At 63.9% G+C, this 18,656-nt stretch carries 19 protein-coding genes and 3 pseudogenes; 8 read left to right on the plus strand and 14 right to left on the minus strand.

Annotation, left to right across the window (positions count from 1 at the left end):
* Window positions 1-58: 58 nt before the first annotated feature.
* Window positions 59-730, minus strand: a complete 672-nt coding sequence (locus tag RHM57_RS00230; RefSeq protein ID WP_322136644.1) for a TetR family transcriptional regulator — start codon at window positions 728-730, stop codon at window positions 59-61.
* 123 nt (window positions 731-853) lie between these two features.
* On the opposite strand from RHM57_RS00230, the gene RHM57_RS00235 reads away from it, so the two are divergent.
* Window positions 854-2,593, plus strand: coding sequence for a CocE/NonD family hydrolase (locus RHM57_RS00235; RefSeq protein WP_322140593.1), 1,740 nt, complete (start codon window positions 854-856; stop codon window positions 2,591-2,593).
* Between the two features lie 205 nt (window positions 2,594-2,798).
* Window positions 2,799-3,203: a twin-arginine translocase TatA/TatE family subunit gene (locus RHM57_RS00240; protein WP_322140594.1), complete on the plus strand. Its 405-nt coding sequence runs from the start codon at window positions 2,799-2,801 to the stop codon at window positions 3,201-3,203.
* 32 nt (window positions 3,204-3,235) lie between these two features.
* Here the strand turns inward: RHM57_RS00240 and tatC are convergent, their stop codons facing one another.
* Both tatC and RHM57_RS00250 read right to left on the minus strand, forming a co-directional pair.
* A complete protein-coding gene (tatC, locus tag RHM57_RS00245) occupies window positions 3,236-3,988 on the minus strand; it encodes a twin-arginine translocase subunit TatC (protein WP_322136641.1) in 753 nt (250 codons plus the stop codon).
* Window positions 3,989-4,035: 47 nt separating this feature from the next.
* Window positions 4,036-4,293 carry a twin-arginine translocase TatA/TatE family subunit gene (locus tag RHM57_RS00250; RefSeq protein WP_322136640.1) on the minus strand — a complete coding sequence of 86 codons (258 nt, stop codon included), beginning with the start codon at window positions 4,291-4,293 and terminating at the stop codon, window positions 4,036-4,038.
* A gap of 295 nt (window positions 4,294-4,588) precedes the next feature.
* Here RHM57_RS00250 and RHM57_RS00255 point away from each other — a divergent pair, with 295 nt between their 5' ends.
* Window positions 4,589-5,551: a ferritin-like domain-containing protein gene (locus RHM57_RS00255; RefSeq protein WP_322136639.1), complete on the plus strand. Its 963-nt coding sequence runs from the start codon at window positions 4,589-4,591 to the stop codon at window positions 5,549-5,551.
* 383 nt (window positions 5,552-5,934) lie between these two features.
* Here the strand turns inward: RHM57_RS00255 and RHM57_RS19505 are convergent.
* Window positions 5,935-6,157, minus strand: a pseudogene (locus RHM57_RS19505) (hypothetical protein); the annotation flags it as partial.
* A gap of 149 nt (window positions 6,158-6,306) precedes the next feature.
* Here RHM57_RS19505 and RHM57_RS00260 point away from each other — a divergent pair.
* Window positions 6,307-6,588 (plus strand): DUF1003 domain-containing protein, encoded by a 282-nt coding sequence (locus RHM57_RS00260; protein ID WP_322140595.1) that lies wholly within the window; start codon window positions 6,307-6,309, stop codon window positions 6,586-6,588.
* 4 nt (window positions 6,589-6,592) lie between these two features.
* On the opposite strand, the gene RHM57_RS00265 is transcribed toward RHM57_RS00260, so the two are convergent.
* Entirely contained in the window at window positions 6,593-6,871 is a 279-nt protein-coding gene (locus RHM57_RS00265) for a hypothetical protein (protein ID WP_322140596.1), read from the minus strand.
* A gap of 187 nt (window positions 6,872-7,058) precedes the next feature.
* Window positions 7,059-7,532: a hypothetical protein gene (locus RHM57_RS00270; protein ID WP_322136637.1), complete on the minus strand. Its 474-nt coding sequence runs from the start codon at window positions 7,530-7,532 to the stop codon at window positions 7,059-7,061.
* Between the two features lie 139 nt (window positions 7,533-7,671).
* On the opposite strand from RHM57_RS00270, the gene RHM57_RS00275 reads away from it, so the two are divergent.
* Window positions 7,672-8,025: a hypothetical protein gene (locus RHM57_RS00275; protein WP_322189253.1), complete on the plus strand. Its 354-nt coding sequence runs from the start codon at window positions 7,672-7,674 to the stop codon at window positions 8,023-8,025.
* 210 nt (window positions 8,026-8,235) lie between these two features.
* Here the strand turns inward: RHM57_RS00275 and RHM57_RS00280 are convergent, their stop codons facing one another.
* From RHM57_RS00280 to RHM57_RS00305, 6 genes and pseudogenes are all read right to left on the minus strand, one after another.
* Entirely contained in the window at window positions 8,236-8,937 is a 702-nt protein-coding gene (locus tag RHM57_RS00280; protein ID WP_322136635.1) for a GntR family transcriptional regulator, read from the minus strand.
* 210 nt (window positions 8,938-9,147) lie between these two features.
* Window positions 9,148-9,927, minus strand: a pseudogene (locus RHM57_RS00285) (transposase); the annotation flags it as partial.
* 63 nt (window positions 9,928-9,990) lie between these two features.
* Window positions 9,991-10,239, minus strand: a pseudogene (locus tag RHM57_RS00290) (M1 family aminopeptidase); the annotation flags it as partial.
* On the minus strand, window positions 10,229-10,831 hold the full coding sequence (locus RHM57_RS00295; protein ID WP_322136634.1) for a hypothetical protein: 603 nt from the start codon (window positions 10,829-10,831) through the stop codon (window positions 10,229-10,231). The gene RHM57_RS00295 and the pseudogene RHM57_RS00290, both read right to left, overlap by 11 nt.
* 21 nt (window positions 10,832-10,852) lie before the next feature.
* Entirely contained in the window at window positions 10,853-12,139 is a 1,287-nt protein-coding gene (locus RHM57_RS00300) for a DJ-1/PfpI family protein (RefSeq protein WP_322140598.1), read from the minus strand.
* Window positions 12,140-12,163: 24 nt separating this feature from the next.
* On the minus strand, window positions 12,164-13,108 hold the full coding sequence (locus RHM57_RS00305) for an alpha/beta hydrolase (RefSeq protein ID WP_322136632.1): 945 nt from the start codon (window positions 13,106-13,108) through the stop codon (window positions 12,164-12,166).
* A gap of 145 nt (window positions 13,109-13,253) precedes the next feature.
* On the opposite strand from RHM57_RS00305, the gene RHM57_RS00310 reads away from it, so the two are divergent.
* From RHM57_RS00310 to RHM57_RS00320, 3 genes are all read left to right on the plus strand, one after another.
* Entirely contained in the window at window positions 13,254-14,213 is a 960-nt protein-coding gene (locus RHM57_RS00310) for a GlxA family transcriptional regulator (RefSeq protein ID WP_322189255.1), read from the plus strand.
* Between the two features lie 102 nt (window positions 14,214-14,315).
* Window positions 14,316-14,774: a hypothetical protein gene (locus tag RHM57_RS00315; RefSeq protein ID WP_322136630.1), complete on the plus strand. Its 459-nt coding sequence runs from the start codon at window positions 14,316-14,318 to the stop codon at window positions 14,772-14,774.
* A gap of 3 nt (window positions 14,775-14,777) precedes the next feature.
* On the plus strand, window positions 14,778-15,350 hold the full coding sequence (locus RHM57_RS00320; RefSeq protein ID WP_322136629.1) for a TetR/AcrR family transcriptional regulator: 573 nt from the start codon (window positions 14,778-14,780) through the stop codon (window positions 15,348-15,350).
* Window positions 15,351-15,489: 139 nt separating this feature from the next.
* Here RHM57_RS00320 and araA read toward each other — a convergent pair whose 3' ends face one another.
* Together araA and RHM57_RS00330 are read right to left on the minus strand one after the other, a co-directional pair.
* Complete coding sequence (gene araA / locus RHM57_RS00325; RefSeq protein ID WP_322136628.1) at window positions 15,490-17,010, minus strand: L-arabinose isomerase; 1,521 nt, start codon at window positions 17,008-17,010, stop codon at window positions 15,490-15,492.
* On the minus strand, window positions 17,007-18,647 hold the full coding sequence (locus RHM57_RS00330; protein ID WP_322189257.1) for a xylulokinase: 1,641 nt from the start codon (window positions 18,645-18,647) through the stop codon (window positions 17,007-17,009). The genes araA and RHM57_RS00330 overlap by 4 nt, the downstream gene beginning before the upstream one ends.
* Window positions 18,648-18,656 lie beyond the last annotated feature (9 nt).

The raw sequence follows: 18,656 nt of genomic DNA on the forward strand, positions 1-18,656 counted from the left end.
CTTCGTCGTCCGGCATGTTCCGCCGAACTCGCGATCGCCCGACGGCTCCGCCAGGGATTCATAGCTGCCGCCCTTCCGAATCCTGGCTTCTGCGTGGGCCTGTGCTGAGGTGCGTGGCTGCTGCTGTGGGAACGAGGATCTGTTGGATCGCTGGTCCGACGACGGCGACGAGCGTTTCGGTGTCCGCTGCGACGAGCGTGGGTACTCCGATGATGCGACGTCCGGTGACGATGCCGACGAGCATCGAGGAGGCGAGGCCAGCTCGGAGGACGGCGTCGGGGTCGAGGCGGTCGCGGGTGCCGACGAGCAGGCGGGACTGGATGAAGTCGCGCAGCTGCCCGCTCGCGGTGTCGTTGACGATCGCGCCGCGGAGCATCGCCATCAGCGGCTCCGACTCCTCGGCCACGCCTTCCCACGCGCTCAGGTAGGCGCGGACGACCCGTTCACCGAGGTGCTTGTCCGGCCCCTCAAATGCGGTACTGAAACGCTCCAGCGCCGCTGGGGTGATGGCCATCACCCCAGCGAACAATTCATCCTTCGACCGGAAATACTGCATCACCTGGGATGCATCCACCCCAGCGTCCAGAGCAACAAGCCGGATCGTGGTGGCGGCGAATCCTTCCCGGGCGAAACGAGCCCGGGCGGCCTTGAGCACCACTGCCCGGGTGTTCACGCCACCAGGTCGACGCCCGCGCCGCACGGTCGGTGTTGGCTGCTTCTGTATCGTCATCAACTCAATATAGCTCTTTCGCGCTTATTTTCTCAACGCTTGTTGAGTTTCTGAGTTTTTGGGCGTACGCTCGCACCGGCCCGAGAGTCGATCCCAGGATCACGAAACCAGAGGAGCTCCGCGATGAGCGAAGAACAGAGAATGTACGTCCCTTCCACCCCGCTGCCCCCGGCGCGCACCGGAGCGCTAACCGCGTTCGATCCCGGAACCCGAACCCTCCAGGCGGGCTTTCAGATCGCCCCGCAGTTCAAGCCGCTGCCAGTCGATATCCTGTTCGAGAAGGACGTGCCCGTGCAGATGCGCGACGGTGTCACCATCTACGCCGACGTCTTCCGGCCCGCCAGATCCGAGAAAGTCCCAGTCATCATGGCCTGGAGCCCCTACGGTAAGGCCCAGGGCTCCTCACTCGCCGTAATGGGCGTGTTCGGCTTGGTGGGTCTGGACAACTCGATCGTCTCCGGACTGGAAAAATTCGAAGGCGCCGATCCGGCGTATTGGGTCGCCCAGGGCTATGCGATCTGCAACCCGGACATGCGAGGCATCGTCGACGGCGAGGGCAGCAGCGTGCTCTGGGACCGACAAGACGGCCGCGACTGCTATGACGTCATCGAGTGGCTGGCGGAGCAGGAGTGGTGCACAGGCAAGGTCGGTATGAGCGGAACCTCCTACCTCGCGGTTTCGCAGTGGTTCGCCGCCGCCGAGCAGCCGCCTCACCTGGCGGCGATCAACCCGTGGGAGGGCGTCAGCGACGTTTACCGCGACCTGGTGATGCGCGGCGGCATGCCCGATACCGGCTTCGCCCGCCAGCTCCAGGAAGGCAGTTTCTTCGGCAAGAACCAAAAAGAAGACATCATCGGCGAGGTCGAAAAGTATCCGCTCGTCAACGACCTGTGGGAGAACAAAATCCCCGCGTTCGACAAGATTACGGTGCCGGCATACGTGGTGGCCAGCTATTCGAACACTCTCCACACCGCCGGAACCTTCCGCGCGTGGCGCCGGATGGCGTCGGAGGAGAAATGGCTGCGCATCCACAACACCCAGGAATGGCCCGACTATTACGACGAACAGCACCAGGACGAGCTGCGCCGCTTCTTCGACCACTTCCTCAAAGACCACGACAATGGCTGGGAGCAGACCCCCCCCGTGCGCTATTCACTGCTCGACCTTGAGGGTGGCGACCGGATCGATATCCCCGCCGACCAGTTTCCACCGGCCGACTCCGTGCCGACGAAGTTCTACCTCGACGGCCGCTCTCGCGCGCTGACCATCACGGCGCCCGGCGCCGAGGTGCCGGTGGCGTACACCGTGGCGGCTAACCCGGACGCCGTGTCTTTTCTCACGCGCTTTGCCGACGAAACGGTGCTGGCGGGCTACCCGAAGGCGCGCCTCTTCGTCGAAGCCCGTGACTGCGACGACATGGACATTTTTGTGCTCGTGCAGAAGCTCGACGCCTACGGCACACCATTGGAAGCGTTCACGGTTCCGAATCAGAGCGCAATCGCACACGACCTCACCGACCGTGGTGCGACGATTCTGAAATACAAAGGCTCAGACGGTCGACTGCGGGTCTCGCTGCGTCACCTCGACGAGACGCTGTCGACGGATGAAGTGCCCACACACACCTTCGACCGGGTCGAGAAGCTCGCACCCGGCGAGATCGTCGAGATAGAAATCGACCTGTTGCCGGTCGGGCTGGTGTTCCACCCGGGCGAGCAGCTGCGCTTCGTAGTCAGCTCCCGCAACCTGCTCGGCACGATGATGCCCGGTATCCGCGAGTACGTCGGCGCGAACAGCGGCCAGCACGTTGTTCACACCGGAGGCGAGCACGCCTCATACCTGCAGCTGCCCCTGCAATCGCGATAGCCGGTCCGAGTACCGATAGGGAGCGCTCACCGAGCGTTCCCTATGCGATTTTCGGTGTAACTCCTGACACAGGCCTTGACCCCGGAGAGTGGACACCTCACAAGAGAGAATGTTCACTCCCCGGGGTCAGCGCCAAAGACTTGACAGACCCCGCCGACGGTATGGTGCGGCAGCCCTGAGAACGGAGTCGGGCTATTGTGTGCGCATGTTTGGTTTGACGTTTGAGAAGCTGGTGTTGATCGGAGTGGTGGCGGTCTTTTTGCTGGGCCCGGACAGGCTCCCGCATTACGCAGCAGTGTTGGGTCGTGTGGTGCGGCAGTTGCGGATGTTGGCGTCGGGGGCGTCGGATCGGTTGCGAGATGAAATGGGCCCAGACTTTGACGACGTCGACTGGAAGAAGTACGACCCACGCAAGTACGACCCCCGCCGGATCATCAGGGATGTCCTCCTGGATGCTGGCGACGTAGCGCCCCATGTTCCGAGCCCACCCCGGCGACCGAGCGCCGACCCGCTTTCCCCGTCCAGCGGCGCGGCAGACACGATCTCGCCGGTACCAGCGGCGGCACCGCCGGAGTCCGGACCCCCCCCAGTCAGTCCCGCCGGGGTCTGACGACGCTCGTTGATGTTGCGAACTTCATCAGGCTACGCGGTCATACCTGCCTCCGCGTCGCGGGTGCGTTTGGCGAGTCGGCGGTCGTGGAGAGAGGCGATGCCGTAGGCGGCGAAGTAGAGCAGCACCATCGGGATGGCCAGAAGGAACATAGAGACGACGTCCGCGGCGGGGGTGGCGATAGCGGTGAACAGGATAATGATCAGGCACGCGATTCGCCAGGACTTGATGATGGAGTGGGCGCTGATAACGCCGGCGAAGTTCAGCAAAACGAGGAAGACCGGAAGGACGAACGCGACTCCGATCGCGACGACGAGTTTCAGGACGAAGTCGAAGTAGTTTTGGGCGTTGATGAACGCGGCGTCCTGGGTGGGGGCAAATCCGGTCATGAGTTCCACGACGTGGGGGAGGACGTACCAGCCTGCAGCACAGCCGGCCAGGAAAAGGGGAACGGCGGTGAAGAAAAACCCGAAGGTGTAGCGCTTCTCGGTGCGTGTCAAGCCCGGCATCAAGAACGCGAAGACCTGGTACAGCCACACCGGGCTCGACACGACCAGGCCCACGTAGAGGGAGATTTTCAGTTTCAGGTCGAACGCGGACGTGATATCGGGGTAGTTGATCTGGGCGTTCCGATGCTGCGCATGCACGATCGCGTAGATCGGCTCTCGGAGCGCGTCCCACACGAATCCAGAAAGAAACCAGCCTGCCAGGGCGCCGATCAGGATCCCGGCCGCCGCGAAGAACAGGCGCTTTCGCAGTTCCAGAAGATGCTGGCCCAGGGTCATCTGCCCGTTCGGGTCCGCACGCGAGCGAGCGCCAACGAACATGATGCCTACGGCGCCGGAGGCGGCCCGGCCGGGCCCGACGGTGTCGCGCTCTGCGCGCTGCGCCCTGGCGGGGCGGGCGCCGGGACGGAGGTGTCTGGGACGGGCGTGTCGTAGACGTCTGGTTCCGTTTTGATCTCAGCCTTGAGGATCTTCATCGACTGCCCCACACTGCGCGCCAGCCCGGGAAGTTTGGGTGCGCCAAAAAGCAGCAAAATGATCGCGAGGATGATCAGGAAATGCCATCCAGTCAAATTCCCCAACATATGGTGTGTCCTCTCAGTTCTGAGAATGTCTCAGCAACCTACACCGTCAAGGCGCGTTCGGGTCAGGGGAAGGAGCGTTATATTGCAGCAAAAGGCAAAGTCGATTCCCAAGAGCATGAAGTTTTCATCTTCTGAAATCATGAGGTTGTCTCATCTTCCGTACGCGTTGGGCGCCAGTTAGCCTTTTGAAGTCACCGTTACCTGACTGTGATGCGAGGACGGATGCACCGACGCGACACGGGTGCGAACTGGGGGTCCCGGCCGCGCCATTGACCCACAATGGCAGGAGAAGTCGATGTTCGACCAAAAATTCATCACTCATGCGATCGGCAGGAGCGCAGAATCGCCCCTCGATCGGAGGCGTTTCTTCCAGGCCGCCGGCGTTGCCGGGTTCGGTGTCGGTTCGGCGGTGCTCCTGGCCGGTCAACCAGCTTTCGCTGGCGAAAGCGGCCACGACGACGGCGACAACGGAGACGGGCCCAGCGACTCGTCCATCCTCAACTTCGCCTTGAACCTTGAGTACCTCGAGGCGGAGTTCTACCTGCGGGCGGTTACCGGCTCCGGATTGCCCGACGATATGACGACTGGTCGCGGCGATCGCGGCAGCGTCTCCGGCGGGCGTGCCGTCTCCTTCGACACCCCGCTGATTCGCAAGTACGCCGAAGAGATCGCGGCCGACGAGAAGTCCCACGTGGCCTTCCTTCGCAGCGCACTGGGGAATGCTGCCGTGTCCCGGCCGAAGCTGAGCCTCGACTCCAGCTTCACCGCAGCGGCCCGCGCCGCCGGTCTGATCGGGAGCACCGAGCAGTTCGACGTGTACGCCAACGAGGTCAACTTCTTGTTTGGCGCCTTCATCTTTGAGGACGTCGGCGTGACCTCCTACAAGGGCGCCGCACCGCTGATCAGCAATAAAACCTACCTGGACGCGGCGGCCGGCCTGCTGGCGGTGGAGGCATATCACGCCGGGATCATCCGTACAACGCTTTATGCCCTCGGCGTCAACACGCCGGCCATCTACTCCAGCGTGCAGAAGATCTCGGATGCGAGGGACAGCCTCGACGGGTCCACCGATCTCGACCAGGGCATCGGCACGGCCGACAAGGCGAATCTCGTTCCAACGGACAACAACGGGCTGGCCTTCAGCCGCACCACCGGACAAGTGCTCAACATCGCCTACCTCAACCCGAAGAAGGTACGCTCGGGCGGTTTCTACCCGGCGGGCGTCAACGGCAAGATCAACACGAGCGGCGCCAACTAAGAACCGGCCCCTTTTGCCCGGTAGTCCACAGCGGGCAGAAGGGGCCATTCCGCTCGTCGTCCGTGCCGCCAGCGCCGGACAAGCGGCACGAATGCGGGTTGTCGTAGCGCCAACGGCGTGCGCACGATCGGGACGAAATCGAACGGTGGCGGAGTCCATGGTTCCTGATAGAAGACCTGGCAATGCCTCAATACGTGCAACGCTCGCACGCTGCGACGGACTGAGAGAATTCTTTGGAAGACGCTTGAAGGCGTCCTTCGGTGCCCGCGCAGGGCGCCAGACTGAGCGTGGCACACCGAGACTTCGTCACCGGGCGCCCGTGACAACGGACCCCGGGACAAAGTGGGCCTTGTGCTCGATAGTTTCGCAATGGACACAATGAAGCTGCTGCGGTCGCCGATGCGCCCGAACAGGCGGCGTCGATGAAGCGACCGCTTCCGCGTCGATGAGTTCTTGGTGGAGGGTTTCGGTCGCTACGCGGATGCGATCGGTGACATCGGTGAATTTGAGGTCTCCCAGCAGGGCGAGCACGGCAGACTGGCCAAGAGCCCTCGTGTGGTGTCCTTCGTGAGTTGCTTTTAAAGGGCGTTGGCCGCACGCGGTCAGTGGAACCACGCGGAGCCCAATATCGACTGAAGTTAGGCTGTGGGTCATGAACAACAAACCCCAGACGTGGCATGAGAAACATCGGGATTCCCTGACCAGAGGCCAGCGTGCGGCGGACGTGGTGCGGAACGGAATGGGGAGTTGGCCTTTTGTGGGCAGCTTTGTCGGAGAAGGCGTGGGATCCGTACCCGTATATCCTGCTGAATCTATTTTTGTCGATGCTCGCCGGGCTGCAGGGTGCAATCTTGCTCATAGCCGCTAAGCGTCAGGACGCTATTGCAGGAGTGATGGCCCAACACGATCTCGACACGAATGTGGAATCGAAAAAAGAGATCGAGCTGTTGATGGCGATCAACACTCAGCAACTGCAGATATTGCGGGAGCTGCAGGTTGTGGCTTCTGGGCGCACCACGCCTCAAAGTCCAAAGTAGTTCGCTAGCGCAAAATGTTGCAGTCAAGAATGTTGGACGACGAATTCACGAAATACGACATTGCTCCCGCGAGAGTCGGGAAGACGGCGCGCTCCACCGGGTCAAGGAATACCATCACTTCAAAACTGCCGTGGTTCTTGGCGATGAAGCCAACCAGGCAAAGAGCGATGTCTGTGGCAATGCGGCGGTCAATGATCCTCCATCGCAACCGGACAAAGCGCGGACTTCGATATCCTCTCCCGTTCGCGTCTGCAATCGGACGGCGATCATTGTGCTTCCTCATCTCAATCTGCCCGTGATTCTCGCATGTGGTGCTCGTTTGTTGACGCATCGCCTGCCTTGGCAGTACCGAGCCCGGCTCCCCTCCGCTTCGTCGAGCGGTTCATCACTCCGGCGGCTCCCGGAACTTCGCCCGGCCTCCTGGGAGTGACCATTTTGGGGGTGAATCTTCTCCCTACTGACGTCCAGCTTCACCAGAATTCATGCAAGTCCGGGTCACCCCATTCGTAGCTAGGGACAGCAACCGTCTCTGAATACCCGGTCTCTCCAGGAGTGGACGCCGCCTGGCCGAGAAACTCAAGGTGCATAACGGCGTCTGCGGCATCGGGTTCAGGCCAGAAGGATTCTTCCGGGATAGCGACGAAAGCGCTTGTCGGCCCGAGGAGAAGTGTTGCCGTCACCACTGCGCCCCCGATCAACACCACTGGGATTAACGCGACTGCAGACTTATGTTTGGCGTTGAGCACCACCAAGAGACTGACGAGGGAGTCTGCGATTCGATCTGCCGTCAGGAACGAGGCACCGCCGAACGTAATTCGTCTCATGCGTACACCCTGAACTCGTATCTGTCCATGCGCAACCAGGTTGACATGATGTGCATATCGATGAGATAGCAGGCTCACAACAACGCCTCCTTCGATCTCCGCAACTTCGCCGAACACCATGCACATCTATTCGCGCGCATTTCAAGGCAACGTGTACTTCTGACTCACGTCGGCCGGATACAGGGATGGAAGGGGCCCGGCAAGATTACGAATGTTTTCGAGCTGCTGCAGCGCAGAAACCGGGGCAACTGTGAAGAGAATGTCTTACTGCGGAACGACGTTCCTAACCACAAATACCGTTGCGGATGCGCTCCTGGAGTTCGCCGCAACGCTCAGCGAGTGGCACAAATCCGAAGTAGTAGAGGTGCCGTCCTACACAGCAGACGGTAGCGAAATACTCATTCGCCTTCTCCTTGCCTCCGGCAGCGAACTCATCAGCATTCCCGAGAATACTGTGGGTGACGAACCGGTGACGCACCACGCCGTGTCCGTCCTTCGCTACGACATCAACTCTCTCGCTTCGGTGTCCAGTACTGAAAGCATCGTCACACGTGCAGTGGCATCAGCGTCCGAAGACTGGTCGACCGAGGACCACTGGGACGACGTCTACTAAACCCGGCCAACATCATCTACCAGTCATGCCCGACGATCACACTGCCGCAGCTCATCATCTGAGGTCCTGACTGAGCGAGACCAGCCCTGAACCCTCAGGCGCGGCGAGACCAGCGGCATCCTTCTACATGTCTGAACAACGACAGGACTGACGCAGGAATCTCCGCTGCAACGGGCCGCCCTACGCCCCCAGACACCTGCCCGCGTGTGACTACGCAGTGTCGAGATCCGTGCTGTCCCCATCCAGGATTGCGTTCCGAGCGCCGAGAATGTGAGCGCGCATCATTGCTTCGGCCCAGACGGCGTCGTGTGTCCGAAGCGCCGTGAGTATGTCGCGGTGATGATGATTGCTGCCTGCCCGAAATCTCCCACCATCGCGGCGAAAAACCTGCGCCATCATCGGGATACGGCCAACAGAATCGGTCAGATGGATCAGCTGCTGATTCCCCGACGCCGCCACGCTGATGTGATGGAATTCGGCGTTGAGCTCGCCAAGCCGGGTAACCCCTTCATCGTCAGTGGCGAGTACGAATTCGTCCATCGACACGATGAGATCAGCTAGTTGTCCGAGAATTTCATCGCCGATCCGGGTGGCAGCCAAACCGGCAGCTCTACTCTCCAGGCCTGCGCGCAGGTAATACGTCTCCCGCACCTGTTCCTGAGTCCACGAGGCAACCGTCGCACCACGATTGGGTGTGAAGTCAACGAAACCGGCTTCGTCCAAGCGACGCAAGGCCTCGCGAACCGGGGTCCGGCTCAGACCCAATTCTTCGGCCAAGGACTGCTCCCGGAGCACCGCTCGGGCGGGAATCTCACCCGACAGTATGCGGCGCCGAAGATAAACGAACGCGGCCTGTCCGCCTGTAACTGGCTCCGCACCGCGTGTGACTCCGGTTGTCTGCACTGACACCATGGCGTATCCATTTCATACTCACCTGCGCGCCAACAATCTGAACACGCACGATACTTTCAGGTGAGCTCGATTATTGCCCACTAGCCCCGCGGAGGCAACGACGGCCGAGAAAACGAAAGCGGGTGTGCCTCCCTTGGTCAGGTCGCGGAGGGGGGGAAAATCGCCCTGGGCTACGGGGCTACGGGGCTACGGGGCTACGGGGCTACGGGGCTACGGGGCTACGGGGCAGCGGGCGATGCGGAGTTCGGCGACGAAGGAGACCCGGTCGGGGTCGCGGTGAGCGTGTTGTGCGGCCTCGATCATCAGGGTTCGGATCGCGTAGTGGCAGCAGAGGTGGCCCCAGATTTCCTGCTTGACCAGGTCCGGGGCCTTGGACCGCATCACCATGCGCTGGGCGCGCTGATGCGCTTTCAACTCATCGAACACAGACTCGATCTCCCACCGTTCTGAGTACACGGTCGCGAGCTCTTCCGCAGATGCCTCACCCGGATCAAGGATCGTTGTCAGCAACCGGTAGCCATCGGGATTGTCGCGGCCGTCGTCGATCGTGTAGTCCACGACCCGCACGGTCAACGGTGCTGTCGACTGCCGCCCCGGGAAGCCACGGTCGGCCAGGACCAGCATGCCCGGCCCGAAGCGCCCGGCGAGCTCCCGTGAGAGTTCAATTTCCGACGTCCTGCATGGGCCTATCGCCGCATCCAGAATCGTATGCGTCCCGCACTCGGCCAACGCCACCAGGTGCGCCTGTGGGAAGGCAGATTGCTCGCCACGGCTGACTGGCGGCCGGCCAAAGAACTCTGCATTCACCACGCTGTCGGCCAGATCCAGAATCGTTCCGTCGATGGACATCAAACGCCGCCCAGCCAACCACGAACCCGGCGTGTCCGGCCCGGCCAGGGGCCGCGCGACTCGGGCAAACAGATCCCGCACCGATTCAAATCCGAGCCGTCGACGCGCCTGGAAAATAGCCGACTTCGACGGCGGCATATAAGCGGCGCCCGCGAAGAACGCCTTGTCGCCGACCTTCGCGCGCAACGCGTGCAGGTCGGCCGCTCCCCGCAGGTAGACCGGAGCCGCGAAGAGATCATCGCGACCTGGGTCTGCGATGTTGAGCGTCCAGCCGTTGTTCGCGTCCAGGTATGACACCGCGTCGGCAAACTGCGCAGGCATCGTCGCAGTGCCTTGATGCTCGGCCCGCAGCCATTCGACGTAGGTGGCCCAGCCTTCGTTCAGCCAGATGTCCTTCCAGTCAGATGGCGTCACCGAATCGCCGAACCATTGGTGCCCGAGTTCAGGGACCACTGACTATCGGGAGACCGCGCGGGCCCGTATGGGTGGCCAGGGTGAAGTCACCGACCGTCGCCGTCGACAGGTAACTGGACATCGGGTCCGTCGCCTGCGATGACCAGGTGGTCCACCCGGCTTTGGTCCGTGGCGGGCCGGCCGCCAGACCGTTCGCAACGGCCGCCTTTCCAGCCGGCACCGTGATGTGGAACGAATACGTGGCCTTATCGTGCGGGTCGTCGTTCACGGGATACCAGGTCGAGGCGCCATCGGGTTCGTTGACCACGATCGCGCCATCCGCAGTCGTGACCCATCCATAGAGGGCGCCGGTCGTGTCGAGCGGCCGCCCGGTGCTTCCCCCGTACTCGACGATGATCGTTGTGGACTGTCCCTCCGTGAGCTTCGGCAGCAGACCGACGGTGAGCCCGTGCGCCGCCGCCTTGCCGTCCACCCGGACCGACGTGACGTCGAGACCGCGCAAATCGAAGTTGAGCGACGGCAGGTTCTGCTTCGCGCGGAGTGTGATGGTCGCGACGCCGCTGAGGCGTCCTACCAGTACCGCGGGGTCCCTCGGTGGCGCGTGACGAAGGGCGAGGTCGTAGTGCAGCACGTCGTAGCCGCCGTTGCACTATCAGGCGCGAGCCCTCATGCGGCGTCGGACGAAGCCGAGGATGATGGTGGGCAGCATTCCGACGCCGACCGCAAGCAGGAGGCCGAGAACCAGGAGAAGCGAAGTACGTGCTTGCGCGATCAGCGGTGCCCTCTCCTGTCTGACCCGATCGAGGGGGTACTCGATCATCTTGGACACGGACTGGACGACCGACGAACTGCTGCTCCTCGACAGTTGTTCGAAGGCGGCGTCGAAGCCCTGCGGGCTTCCTGGTGCACCGAGTTCGCCGGCAACCACCGTGGTCGTCGCGCCATCGAGAATCGAGGTCTTCACAACGAGGCCGTGCTTGGTCGTTACGAACCCTTTCGCCGACAGGGCGGAGGTGGTGGCACCTTGCGAGTATCCATAGACCTCGAAGATTGCAGCGGCATCGATCTCCTCGACGCCATCTTTCAGCTCGACGGCAACCCTCGGTCGCCCCCAAGGGAAAGCCGTGTTCATGAGAATGGCAGCGTCTTCGAACCCAAAGACTTTGACGGGCATCGCCGTCGGACCATCTAGTTTCCAGCCTGGGTAGCCGACGGATTCGCCGACCCGGTTGGCTTCCGCATCACCGGCCATGTCGGCGATGACTTTGAGTGAGCCCGGGATGCTGGAGGTCACGCCACCGGTAGTCGTTACTCGGCCGTCTTGGACGTAGCGCTGTCCGGTGACCCAGGAAACCTCGGGGTTCGAAGTTCTGAGCGCGGCGATTCGGGACCAATGGGACGTCGCGCGAAGCCCATCGAGAACTCCGGAGGCGGCGAGCAGCCGGGAGCCCGCACAAATGCCGAGGATGCGAGCGCCCGCGTTGTACTGGTTGACGATGAACTCGCGCGCCGCGGCCTCCTCGGGCCCCGACGGACTGTTCACGGCCGGCACCACGACCAGGTCAGGCGTGGGTGCAGCACCAGCCGCCACCTCACCAAAAGTGTGGGTCGGCACGACCCACATGCCACCGTCGACGACCGCCGGGGCGGCGGAGGCGGCAATCGTGTAGACGAAGAAGTCGGGTGAACTGGCCAGAACGTCATATGGCGCGAGAACGTCGGCGGTGTCGGATCCGGACCGGCCGAGAATGACCGCAACGACGAACTGCCCGTGGAGCGGCACGGCGCCAGGCTGAGGGGGTGGCGCCCCGATGCTCGCCGCGGAGGCAGTCTCAGCGCTCGATTGGGACAACCCGGTGACCGCTATGGCGGCGAAGGCGGTAATAGTGAGGGTAGTGGCGAGTGTGATGCTGCCGACTCGGCGGGCGATTTTTGACACGACGATCTCCTGGTGAGCGGGGGGTTAGCGGGTGAGACGGGAAAGGAAGTCGGAGATTATCCGAGCGAACGCCGGGGACTGCGTCCAATGCAAGTAGTGGCTTCCTTCGAGCACGTTGAGTTCGTGCGTCGTGACGTTCTCGAGTTCGGCCTCGTGGTTCGGCAACCATTGGGGCATCGTCCGAACGCTGTCGCTCGAGAGGATCTCGAGCACCGGCAGGTCCGAGGCGAACGGCTGCATCGCGGTTTTGGTCGAGTTGGCGCCGATGCGGCTCCATTCGTCGGAGACCGACGCGTTGACGTAGTTCCAGTTGGTCATCACGGCGATGCGGTGCCGCTCCTCCGCCGTATAGGCAGACCCTGGAGGCTGAACCAGGTCGGGTGCGATCGTCGTGACCACGCGGAAGAGCCCGGTCGCGGCCTGCATGCTCTCGACGGTCGAGGGTGCGCCCTCATCAAGAGACGACGACAGGGCGGCGGTAGGGTCGACGCCAACGATCGCCATCACCTCGTCCGGGTAGGCGTTCGCGTAGTAGCGGGCGTAGATGCCGCCGATTGAATGGCCGACCAGGATCACCGGCTCGTCCACCCGAAGCTTGGCCAGGACCTCGTGCAGCTCGCGGGTGATGTTCTCGATGGTGCGATCACTGACGTTCAGGTCACTGTAGCCGTAGCCGAAGCCCTCGACCACGATGACGTTGAACGCGTTCAGCTGGCGGATGAGCGGGGCGAAGTCGATTGCCGGTGCCGGCGTCCCATACCCGCTCAGGAGCACCATCGTCGGCCCGGTCCCGCCGTTGCGGTAGACATTGATGTCGCCGGCGTCGATGGCGACCTTCTTCCCATACGGCACGAGGTCGGCGTGTTCCGAGGTGTTCAGTGCCACATTGACGGTCGTCGAGACGGCCGTGAGAGCCAGGACAACAGCGAGGCCGATGCCGGCGGCGCGTGCGATTCTGGGGAAGTTCATATCAGGCTCCATCGGATTCGGGAGGTAAGGGGGTCGCGGATTCGCCGCGCCGACGTGCGTGTTTGCGGGTATGACTTCACGGTAGGGTTCGGTTGTCGGCCCACCTAGGACACGCTGTTGACGATCTCGGCCACGGAGGAAGACAGTGAGCGAACTACGCATCGTGATCGTCGGGTTCCCGTCCGTGCAGATCCTCGACGTGACCGGGCCCCTTGAGGTGTTTTCCACCGCCTCACGATTCCTGCCGATCGCTCGGTACGCCACGGAACTCGTGAGCACCGATGGCGGGCCGGTGCTATCGACGAGCGGCCTCGAGTTCGCGACGGGACCGATCGATGCAGTGGTCGGAAACATCGACACTCTCGTGGTCGCCGGGGGCCGGGATATGGAGGAAGCTGCGGGCGATCCGAGGCTGGTCGACAGCATTCGGCGGCTGGCGTTGGTGTCGCGGCGGGTCGCATCCGTGTGCTCAGGCGCGTTTCTACTCGCTGCCGCGGGCCTTCTGGACGGTCGCCGCGCGACCACCCACTGGGCCGAGTGCGAGGTGCTTGGGCGGGCCTACCCGGAGGTCATGGTCGACCCCGATGCCATCTATGTGCAGGACGGCAACGTCTGGACCTCGGCCGGCGTCACGGCCGGAATCGACTTGGCCTTGGCGTTGGTTGCCGATGACCATGGCCGCAAGGCCGCTGCGACCGTAGCGCGGCGCCTTGTCGTGTACCTCCGCCGTTCGGGCGGCCAGGCGCAGTTCTCAGCGCTGCTGGCCGCACAGTCCGCGAACGACGAGCCCATCCGTGACGTGTTGGCCTGGCTCCCTGACAACCTGACCGCCGATCTCTCCATCTCTGGTATGGCCACTCGCGCCCACCTCTCGGAGCGCCAGTTCAGTCGGGTATTCAAGTCCGAGGTAGGCATCACGCCGGCCGAGCATGTGGAGGCGGTGCGGATGGAGGCAGCGTGCAGTCTTCTCGAGACGACGATGCTGACAGTGGAGGAGATCGCGCGAGCATGCGGATTCGGCACCCCTGAAACCATGAATCGAGCGTTCCGGCGCCGCCTCAACACCACCCCGACCAACCATCGAGATCACTTCGGGTCCGACTGACCGTGCCAAGTCTCCGCGATTGACCGAGTGATCATTGACCGAGTGATCAATGTAGAGTCGGAGCATCGCTTCTCCCTCGCACGCCCCCACGAAAGCCGCAGCATGAACCTCCTCGCACCTCAGAAGACGCGCGCGACCGTGCTTCGCACCGTCTTCAGGATGACGCTGGGAGCCTTCCTCCTTCTCGCCGGCATCAGTCATCTCACCGTGAACCGGGAGGCGTTCCTCGCCCAGGTGCCCACCTGGGTGCCGATGGCGGGGGACTTCGTCGTCCTGGCCTCAGGCGTCGTCGAGATCGTCCTCGGCGCTTCCCTACTCGCCCTGGGCAGGTACCGGGTGCAGGTCGGCTGGATCGTGGCGGTCTTCTTCGTTGCCATCTTCCCCGGCAATATCTCGCAGCTGGCGACGCATACCGATTCCTTCGGGCTGAACACCGACCTCGAGCGCAGCGTGCGGCTGCTGTTCCAGCCCGTGCTGATGCTGTGGGCGCTCTGGTCCTCTGGCGCCTGGCTGGCGTGGCGCCGGTATCGCGCCGCCCGGCGTACCGAGGGAGACGGCTGATCGATGGGCGGCCCCAAGAAGCCCGAACAGGAGCGCTGCGACGCGATCCTCGCCGCGGCGTACGAGATCGCCCTCGGCGAGGGTCTCGATGCCGTCACCGCGCGCCGGGTGGCCACCGCGGCCGGCATCTCCACGGGCCTCGTGTTCTTCCACTTCCAGTCGAAAGACGGTCTGCTGGAGGCGCTGCTCGGCGTACTGCTCGACGGCACGCTCGACGCCCTGTCCGACTCCGGCCTGGCCCGGCTGGAACCGTGGGACCGCCTCGAGCGGATGATCCGGGTCGAGCTGGAGCGCCTGGTCGAGTACCACGATGCGGTCGAACTGATCTTCGCGTTCTACTTCTCCCGACGTGACGACCTGTTCCGCGCCCGCATCGAATCGAGCTTCGGGCGCTACCTCGCGGCGTTCTTGCCGGTCTGTCGTGAGGTCGCCACCGGGACCCGCGTCCAGGGTGACGAACTCGCGGAGACGGTGGTCGCTCTGGTCCAGGGTGCCTCGATCCAGGCGATCCGCAACCCGGAGATCTTCAGCCCGGAAGCGATCCTCGCGACGCTCCGAGCGGTGCGCCCGGCCTGATCGGAATGGCAAGAGCGCTTGCTCCGGTCTGGTGGGCTGCGCCGGGACACAGCGATCGGATCGCCTGGCCGAAAGCGGCCAGGCGATCCGATCCTGGGCTCAGAGGCTCAGAGGCTCAGAGACTCAGAGACTCAGAGACTCAGAGGCCCTGGGCCAGCCGGTAGTACGCCTGGTTCCAGCGGATCCCGTGTTCGAAGCTCCGGAGGTCTGTCGTCGCATCGATGACGAGAAGCTCCGTCTTCGCGATGTCGGCGAAGTCGGTGAACGCTTCGAGGCCGACCGCGGTCGACATCACGGTGTGGTGCGCCGCACCAGCGGTGAGCCACGCGGCCGCCGAGACCGCGAAGGACGGTTCCGGCTTCCAGACGGCGCGGCCGACCGGCAGCTTCGGCAGGGGAGCGGTGGGCTCGACCACCTCGACGACGTTGGCGACGAGGCGGAACCTGTCGCGCATGTCACTCATCGCAACCACGACGGCGGGTCCAGGATCTGCCGTGAATACGAGGCGCACGGGGTCTTCCCGGCCGCCGATGCCGAGCGGGTGGATCTCGAGCGTCGGCTTCGCGGTTGTCAGGCTCGGGCTGACCTCGAGCATGTGGGCACCCAGGATGACTTCCGCTCCGGGGGTCAGGTCGTAGGTGTAGTCCTCCATCAGGGAGGCGCCGCCGGGGAGCCCGGAGCCCATGACGTTGGCGGCGTGCACGAGGATTGCCGTCTTCCAGTCGCCTTCGGCGCCGAAGCCGTAGCCGTCGGCCATCAGGCGCTGCACGGCGAGTCCGGGGAGCTGGCGGAGGGCTCCGAGGTCTTCGAAGCTCGTGGTGAACGCGCCGAATCCGCCCGCTTCCAGGAAGGACCGGAGGCCGATTTCGATCGCGGCACCGTAGCGCAGCGACTCGTGACGCTCGGCGCCCGCCCGTAGCTCAGGAGCGACGTCATAGAGTTCCTCGTACTCGGCGACGAGGGCGTCGATCTGGTCCTCCGTGGCCTGGGCGACGGCCTCCGCGAGTTCGTTGACGCCCCACGTGTTGACCTGCACGCCGAACCGCAGCTCTGCCTCGGTCTTGTCACCCTCGGTGACCGCGACGTAACGCATGTTGTCGCCGAACCGGGCGAGCTTGAGGCTCTTGGTCGCAGCCCAGCCGGCGGCGGCACGGGTCCAGGTGCCGATCTGCGCGGTGACAGCGGGGCTCGTGGCGTGGCCGACGACCGTCTTCCTGGCGACGCCGAGGCGAGTCTGGATGTAACCGAACTCCCGGTCGCCGTGCGCGGCCTGGTTCAGGTTCATGAAGTCCATGTCGATGTCCGCCCACGGCAGTTCGACGTTCGCCTGGGTGTGGAAGTGCAGCAGGGGCTTCTGGAGGGCGTCGAGCCCGGAGATCCACATCTTCGCGGGAGAGAACGTGTGCATCCATGCGATCAAGCCGATCACGTTGTCGGCGGCATTCGCCTCGAGGATCGCGCGCTTGATCGACTCCGAATCCTTCAGCACCGGCTTCCACACGATCGTGATCGGAATGTCGGATGCTGCCGCGAGCGTGTCCGAAATGGCGCGCGACTGCTCCGCCACCTGTCGAAGGGTCTCCTCGCCGTAGAGGTTCTGGCTGCCGGTGAGGAACCAGACCTCGTAGGAGGTCAGGTCGGGAGTGATGCGGTTGCTCATAGGGTGATTTCCTTCAGTGAGAGTGCGTCAACGGCGGTACGTTCGACGGCGAGGCCGGCGGAATAGCGTGCAAGGTAGGTGGTGAATCCGGCGACGTCTGTCGGATCCGGCTGGGTAGTGTCGAACGCGGTGTTCGCGAAGACCTGTTCGTCGAGGTAGTCGTCGAGGCTCTGGCCGTGCTCGGCGGCCCGCAGGTAGGACGCCAGCACCGCGATGCCCCAGGCGCCGCCTTCCGAGGCCGTTTCGGTCACGGTGACGGGGGTGCCGAGCGCCCCGGCGAGGAATCGCTGCGCGACCCCTGCGGTGCGGAACATGCCGCCGTGGGCGAACATCTCCTCGATCACGACGCCCTCGTCGGCAAGGACGCGCATCCCGAGGCTGAGCGTGCCGAAAACGCCGTAGAGCTGGGCCCGCATGAAGTTCGCGAGCGTCAGCCGGCTGTCCGGCGTGCGCACGACGAGGGGTCTGCCCTCGCTGAGGCCGGCGATCGGCTCGCCCGCCAGGTGATTGTAGGCCAACAGCCCACCGGCGTCCGCCTCGCCCTCGAGTGCTTCGCGGAACAGCGCGTCGAACACGACATCGCTGGCGAGCGGCTGGCCGGCGACCGCGGCGAACCGGGCGAAGAGGCCGACCCAGGTCGCGAGTTCGCTCGCACCGTTGTTGCAGTGGACCATCGCGACGGGGTCCCCGGCGGGAGTCGTGACAACGTCGAGCTCGTGGTGCACATTCTCGAGCGGTCGTTCGAGCACGACCATGGCGAAGATACTCGTGCCCGCACTGACATTGCCCGAGCGGGGGGCGACAGATCGGGTCGCGACCATTCCCGTTCCGGCGTCACCCTCGGGCGGGCAGAGGGCCGCGCCGGGCTTGAGCGTGCCGGTCGGGTCGAGAAGCCGGGCACCCTGTTCGGTCAGGGCCCCTGCGGGCTGACCCGCCACAAGCACCTCCGGCAACAGGTCGACGATGCCTGATCCGGGCGTGCCGGCCGCGGAGAGCCCGTCGTATCGCGCCACCAGCTCGGCATCGTAGGTCTTCGTGAGCGCGTCGATCGGGAACATGCCCGATGCGTCGCCGACTCCCAGGACTTTCCGACCCGTGAGCCGCCAGTGCACATAACCGGCAAGGGTGGTGAGAAAGGCGATCTCGGGGACGTGCGGTTCGTCGTCGAGGACCGCCTGACGGAGATGTGCAATGGACCAGCGCAGCGGGATGTTCACGCCGAACAGGTCGGTGAGTTCCGCGGCAGCAGGGCCGGTCGTCGTGTTCCGCCAGGTTCTGAAGGGCGCGAGGAGGTCGCCGGCCGCATCGAACGCGAGGTATCCGTGCATCATGGCCGAGACGCCGATCGCCGCGAAGCCGTCCGGGCGTAAGCCGTAGCGTGATTCGGCATTGTCGATGAGGTCGGCGTAGGCCGCCTGCAAGCCAGACCACACGTTCTCGAGCGAATAGGTCCAGACCTGTCCGACGAACTCGTTGTCCCACTCGTGACTGCCGACCGCGATCACCTGGGACGGGTCGTCGCCGATCAGGCACGCCTTGATCCGGGTCGACCCCAGTTCGATCCCGAGCGAGAGGCGCCCCGCACGGAGGTCGTCTCGTGCGGAATCGCCGGGGGAAACGGTACTCGATGTCGACACAAGACTCCT

It is taken from the genome of Cryobacterium sp. 10S3 (assembly GCF_034344045.1).
Taxonomy (GTDB): Bacteria; Actinomycetota; Actinomycetes; order Actinomycetales; family Microbacteriaceae; genus Cryobacterium; species Cryobacterium glucosi.

Coding starts and splice junctions, on each gene's coding strand:
- RHM57_RS00255 (WP_322136639.1), top strand. CDS start 4,589: ATGTTCGACCAAAAATTCATCACTCATGCGATCGGCAGGAGCGCAGAA.
- RHM57_RS00240 (WP_322140594.1), top strand. CDS start 2,799: ATGTTTGGTTTGACGTTTGAGAAGCTGGTGTTGATCGGAGTGGTGGCG.
- RHM57_RS00280 (WP_322136635.1), bottom strand. CDS start 8,937: ATGGTGTCAGTGCAGACAACCGGAGTCACACGCGGTGCGGAGCCAGTT.
- RHM57_RS00275 (WP_322189253.1), top strand. CDS start 7,672: ATGTCTTACTGCGGAACGACGTTCCTAACCACAAATACCGTTGCGGAT.
- RHM57_RS00235 (WP_322140593.1), top strand. CDS start 854: ATGAGCGAAGAACAGAGAATGTACGTCCCTTCCACCCCGCTGCCCCCG.
- RHM57_RS00250 (WP_322136640.1), bottom strand. CDS start 4,293: ATGTTGGGGAATTTGACTGGATGGCATTTCCTGATCATCCTCGCGATC.
- RHM57_RS00305 (WP_322136632.1), bottom strand. CDS start 13,108: ATGAACTTCCCCAGAATCGCACGCGCCGCCGGCATCGGCCTCGCTGTT.
- RHM57_RS00320 (WP_322136629.1), top strand. CDS start 14,778: ATGGGCGGCCCCAAGAAGCCCGAACAGGAGCGCTGCGACGCGATCCTC.
- RHM57_RS00270 (WP_322136637.1), bottom strand. CDS start 7,532: ATGGTGTTCGGCGAAGTTGCGGAGATCGAAGGAGGCGTTGTTGTGAGC.
- RHM57_RS00230 (WP_322136644.1), bottom strand. CDS start 730: ATGACGATACAGAAGCAGCCAACACCGACCGTGCGGCGCGGGCGTCGA.
- tatC (WP_322136641.1), bottom strand. CDS start 3,988: ATGACCCTGGGCCAGCATCTTCTGGAACTGCGAAAGCGCCTGTTCTTC.
- araA (WP_322136628.1), bottom strand. CDS start 17,010: ATGAGCAACCGCATCACTCCCGACCTGACCTCCTACGAGGTCTGGTTC.
- RHM57_RS00315 (WP_322136630.1), top strand. CDS start 14,316: ATGAACCTCCTCGCACCTCAGAAGACGCGCGCGACCGTGCTTCGCACC.
- RHM57_RS00265 (WP_322140596.1), bottom strand. CDS start 6,871: ATGAGGAAGCACAATGATCGCCGTCCGATTGCAGACGCGAACGGGAGA.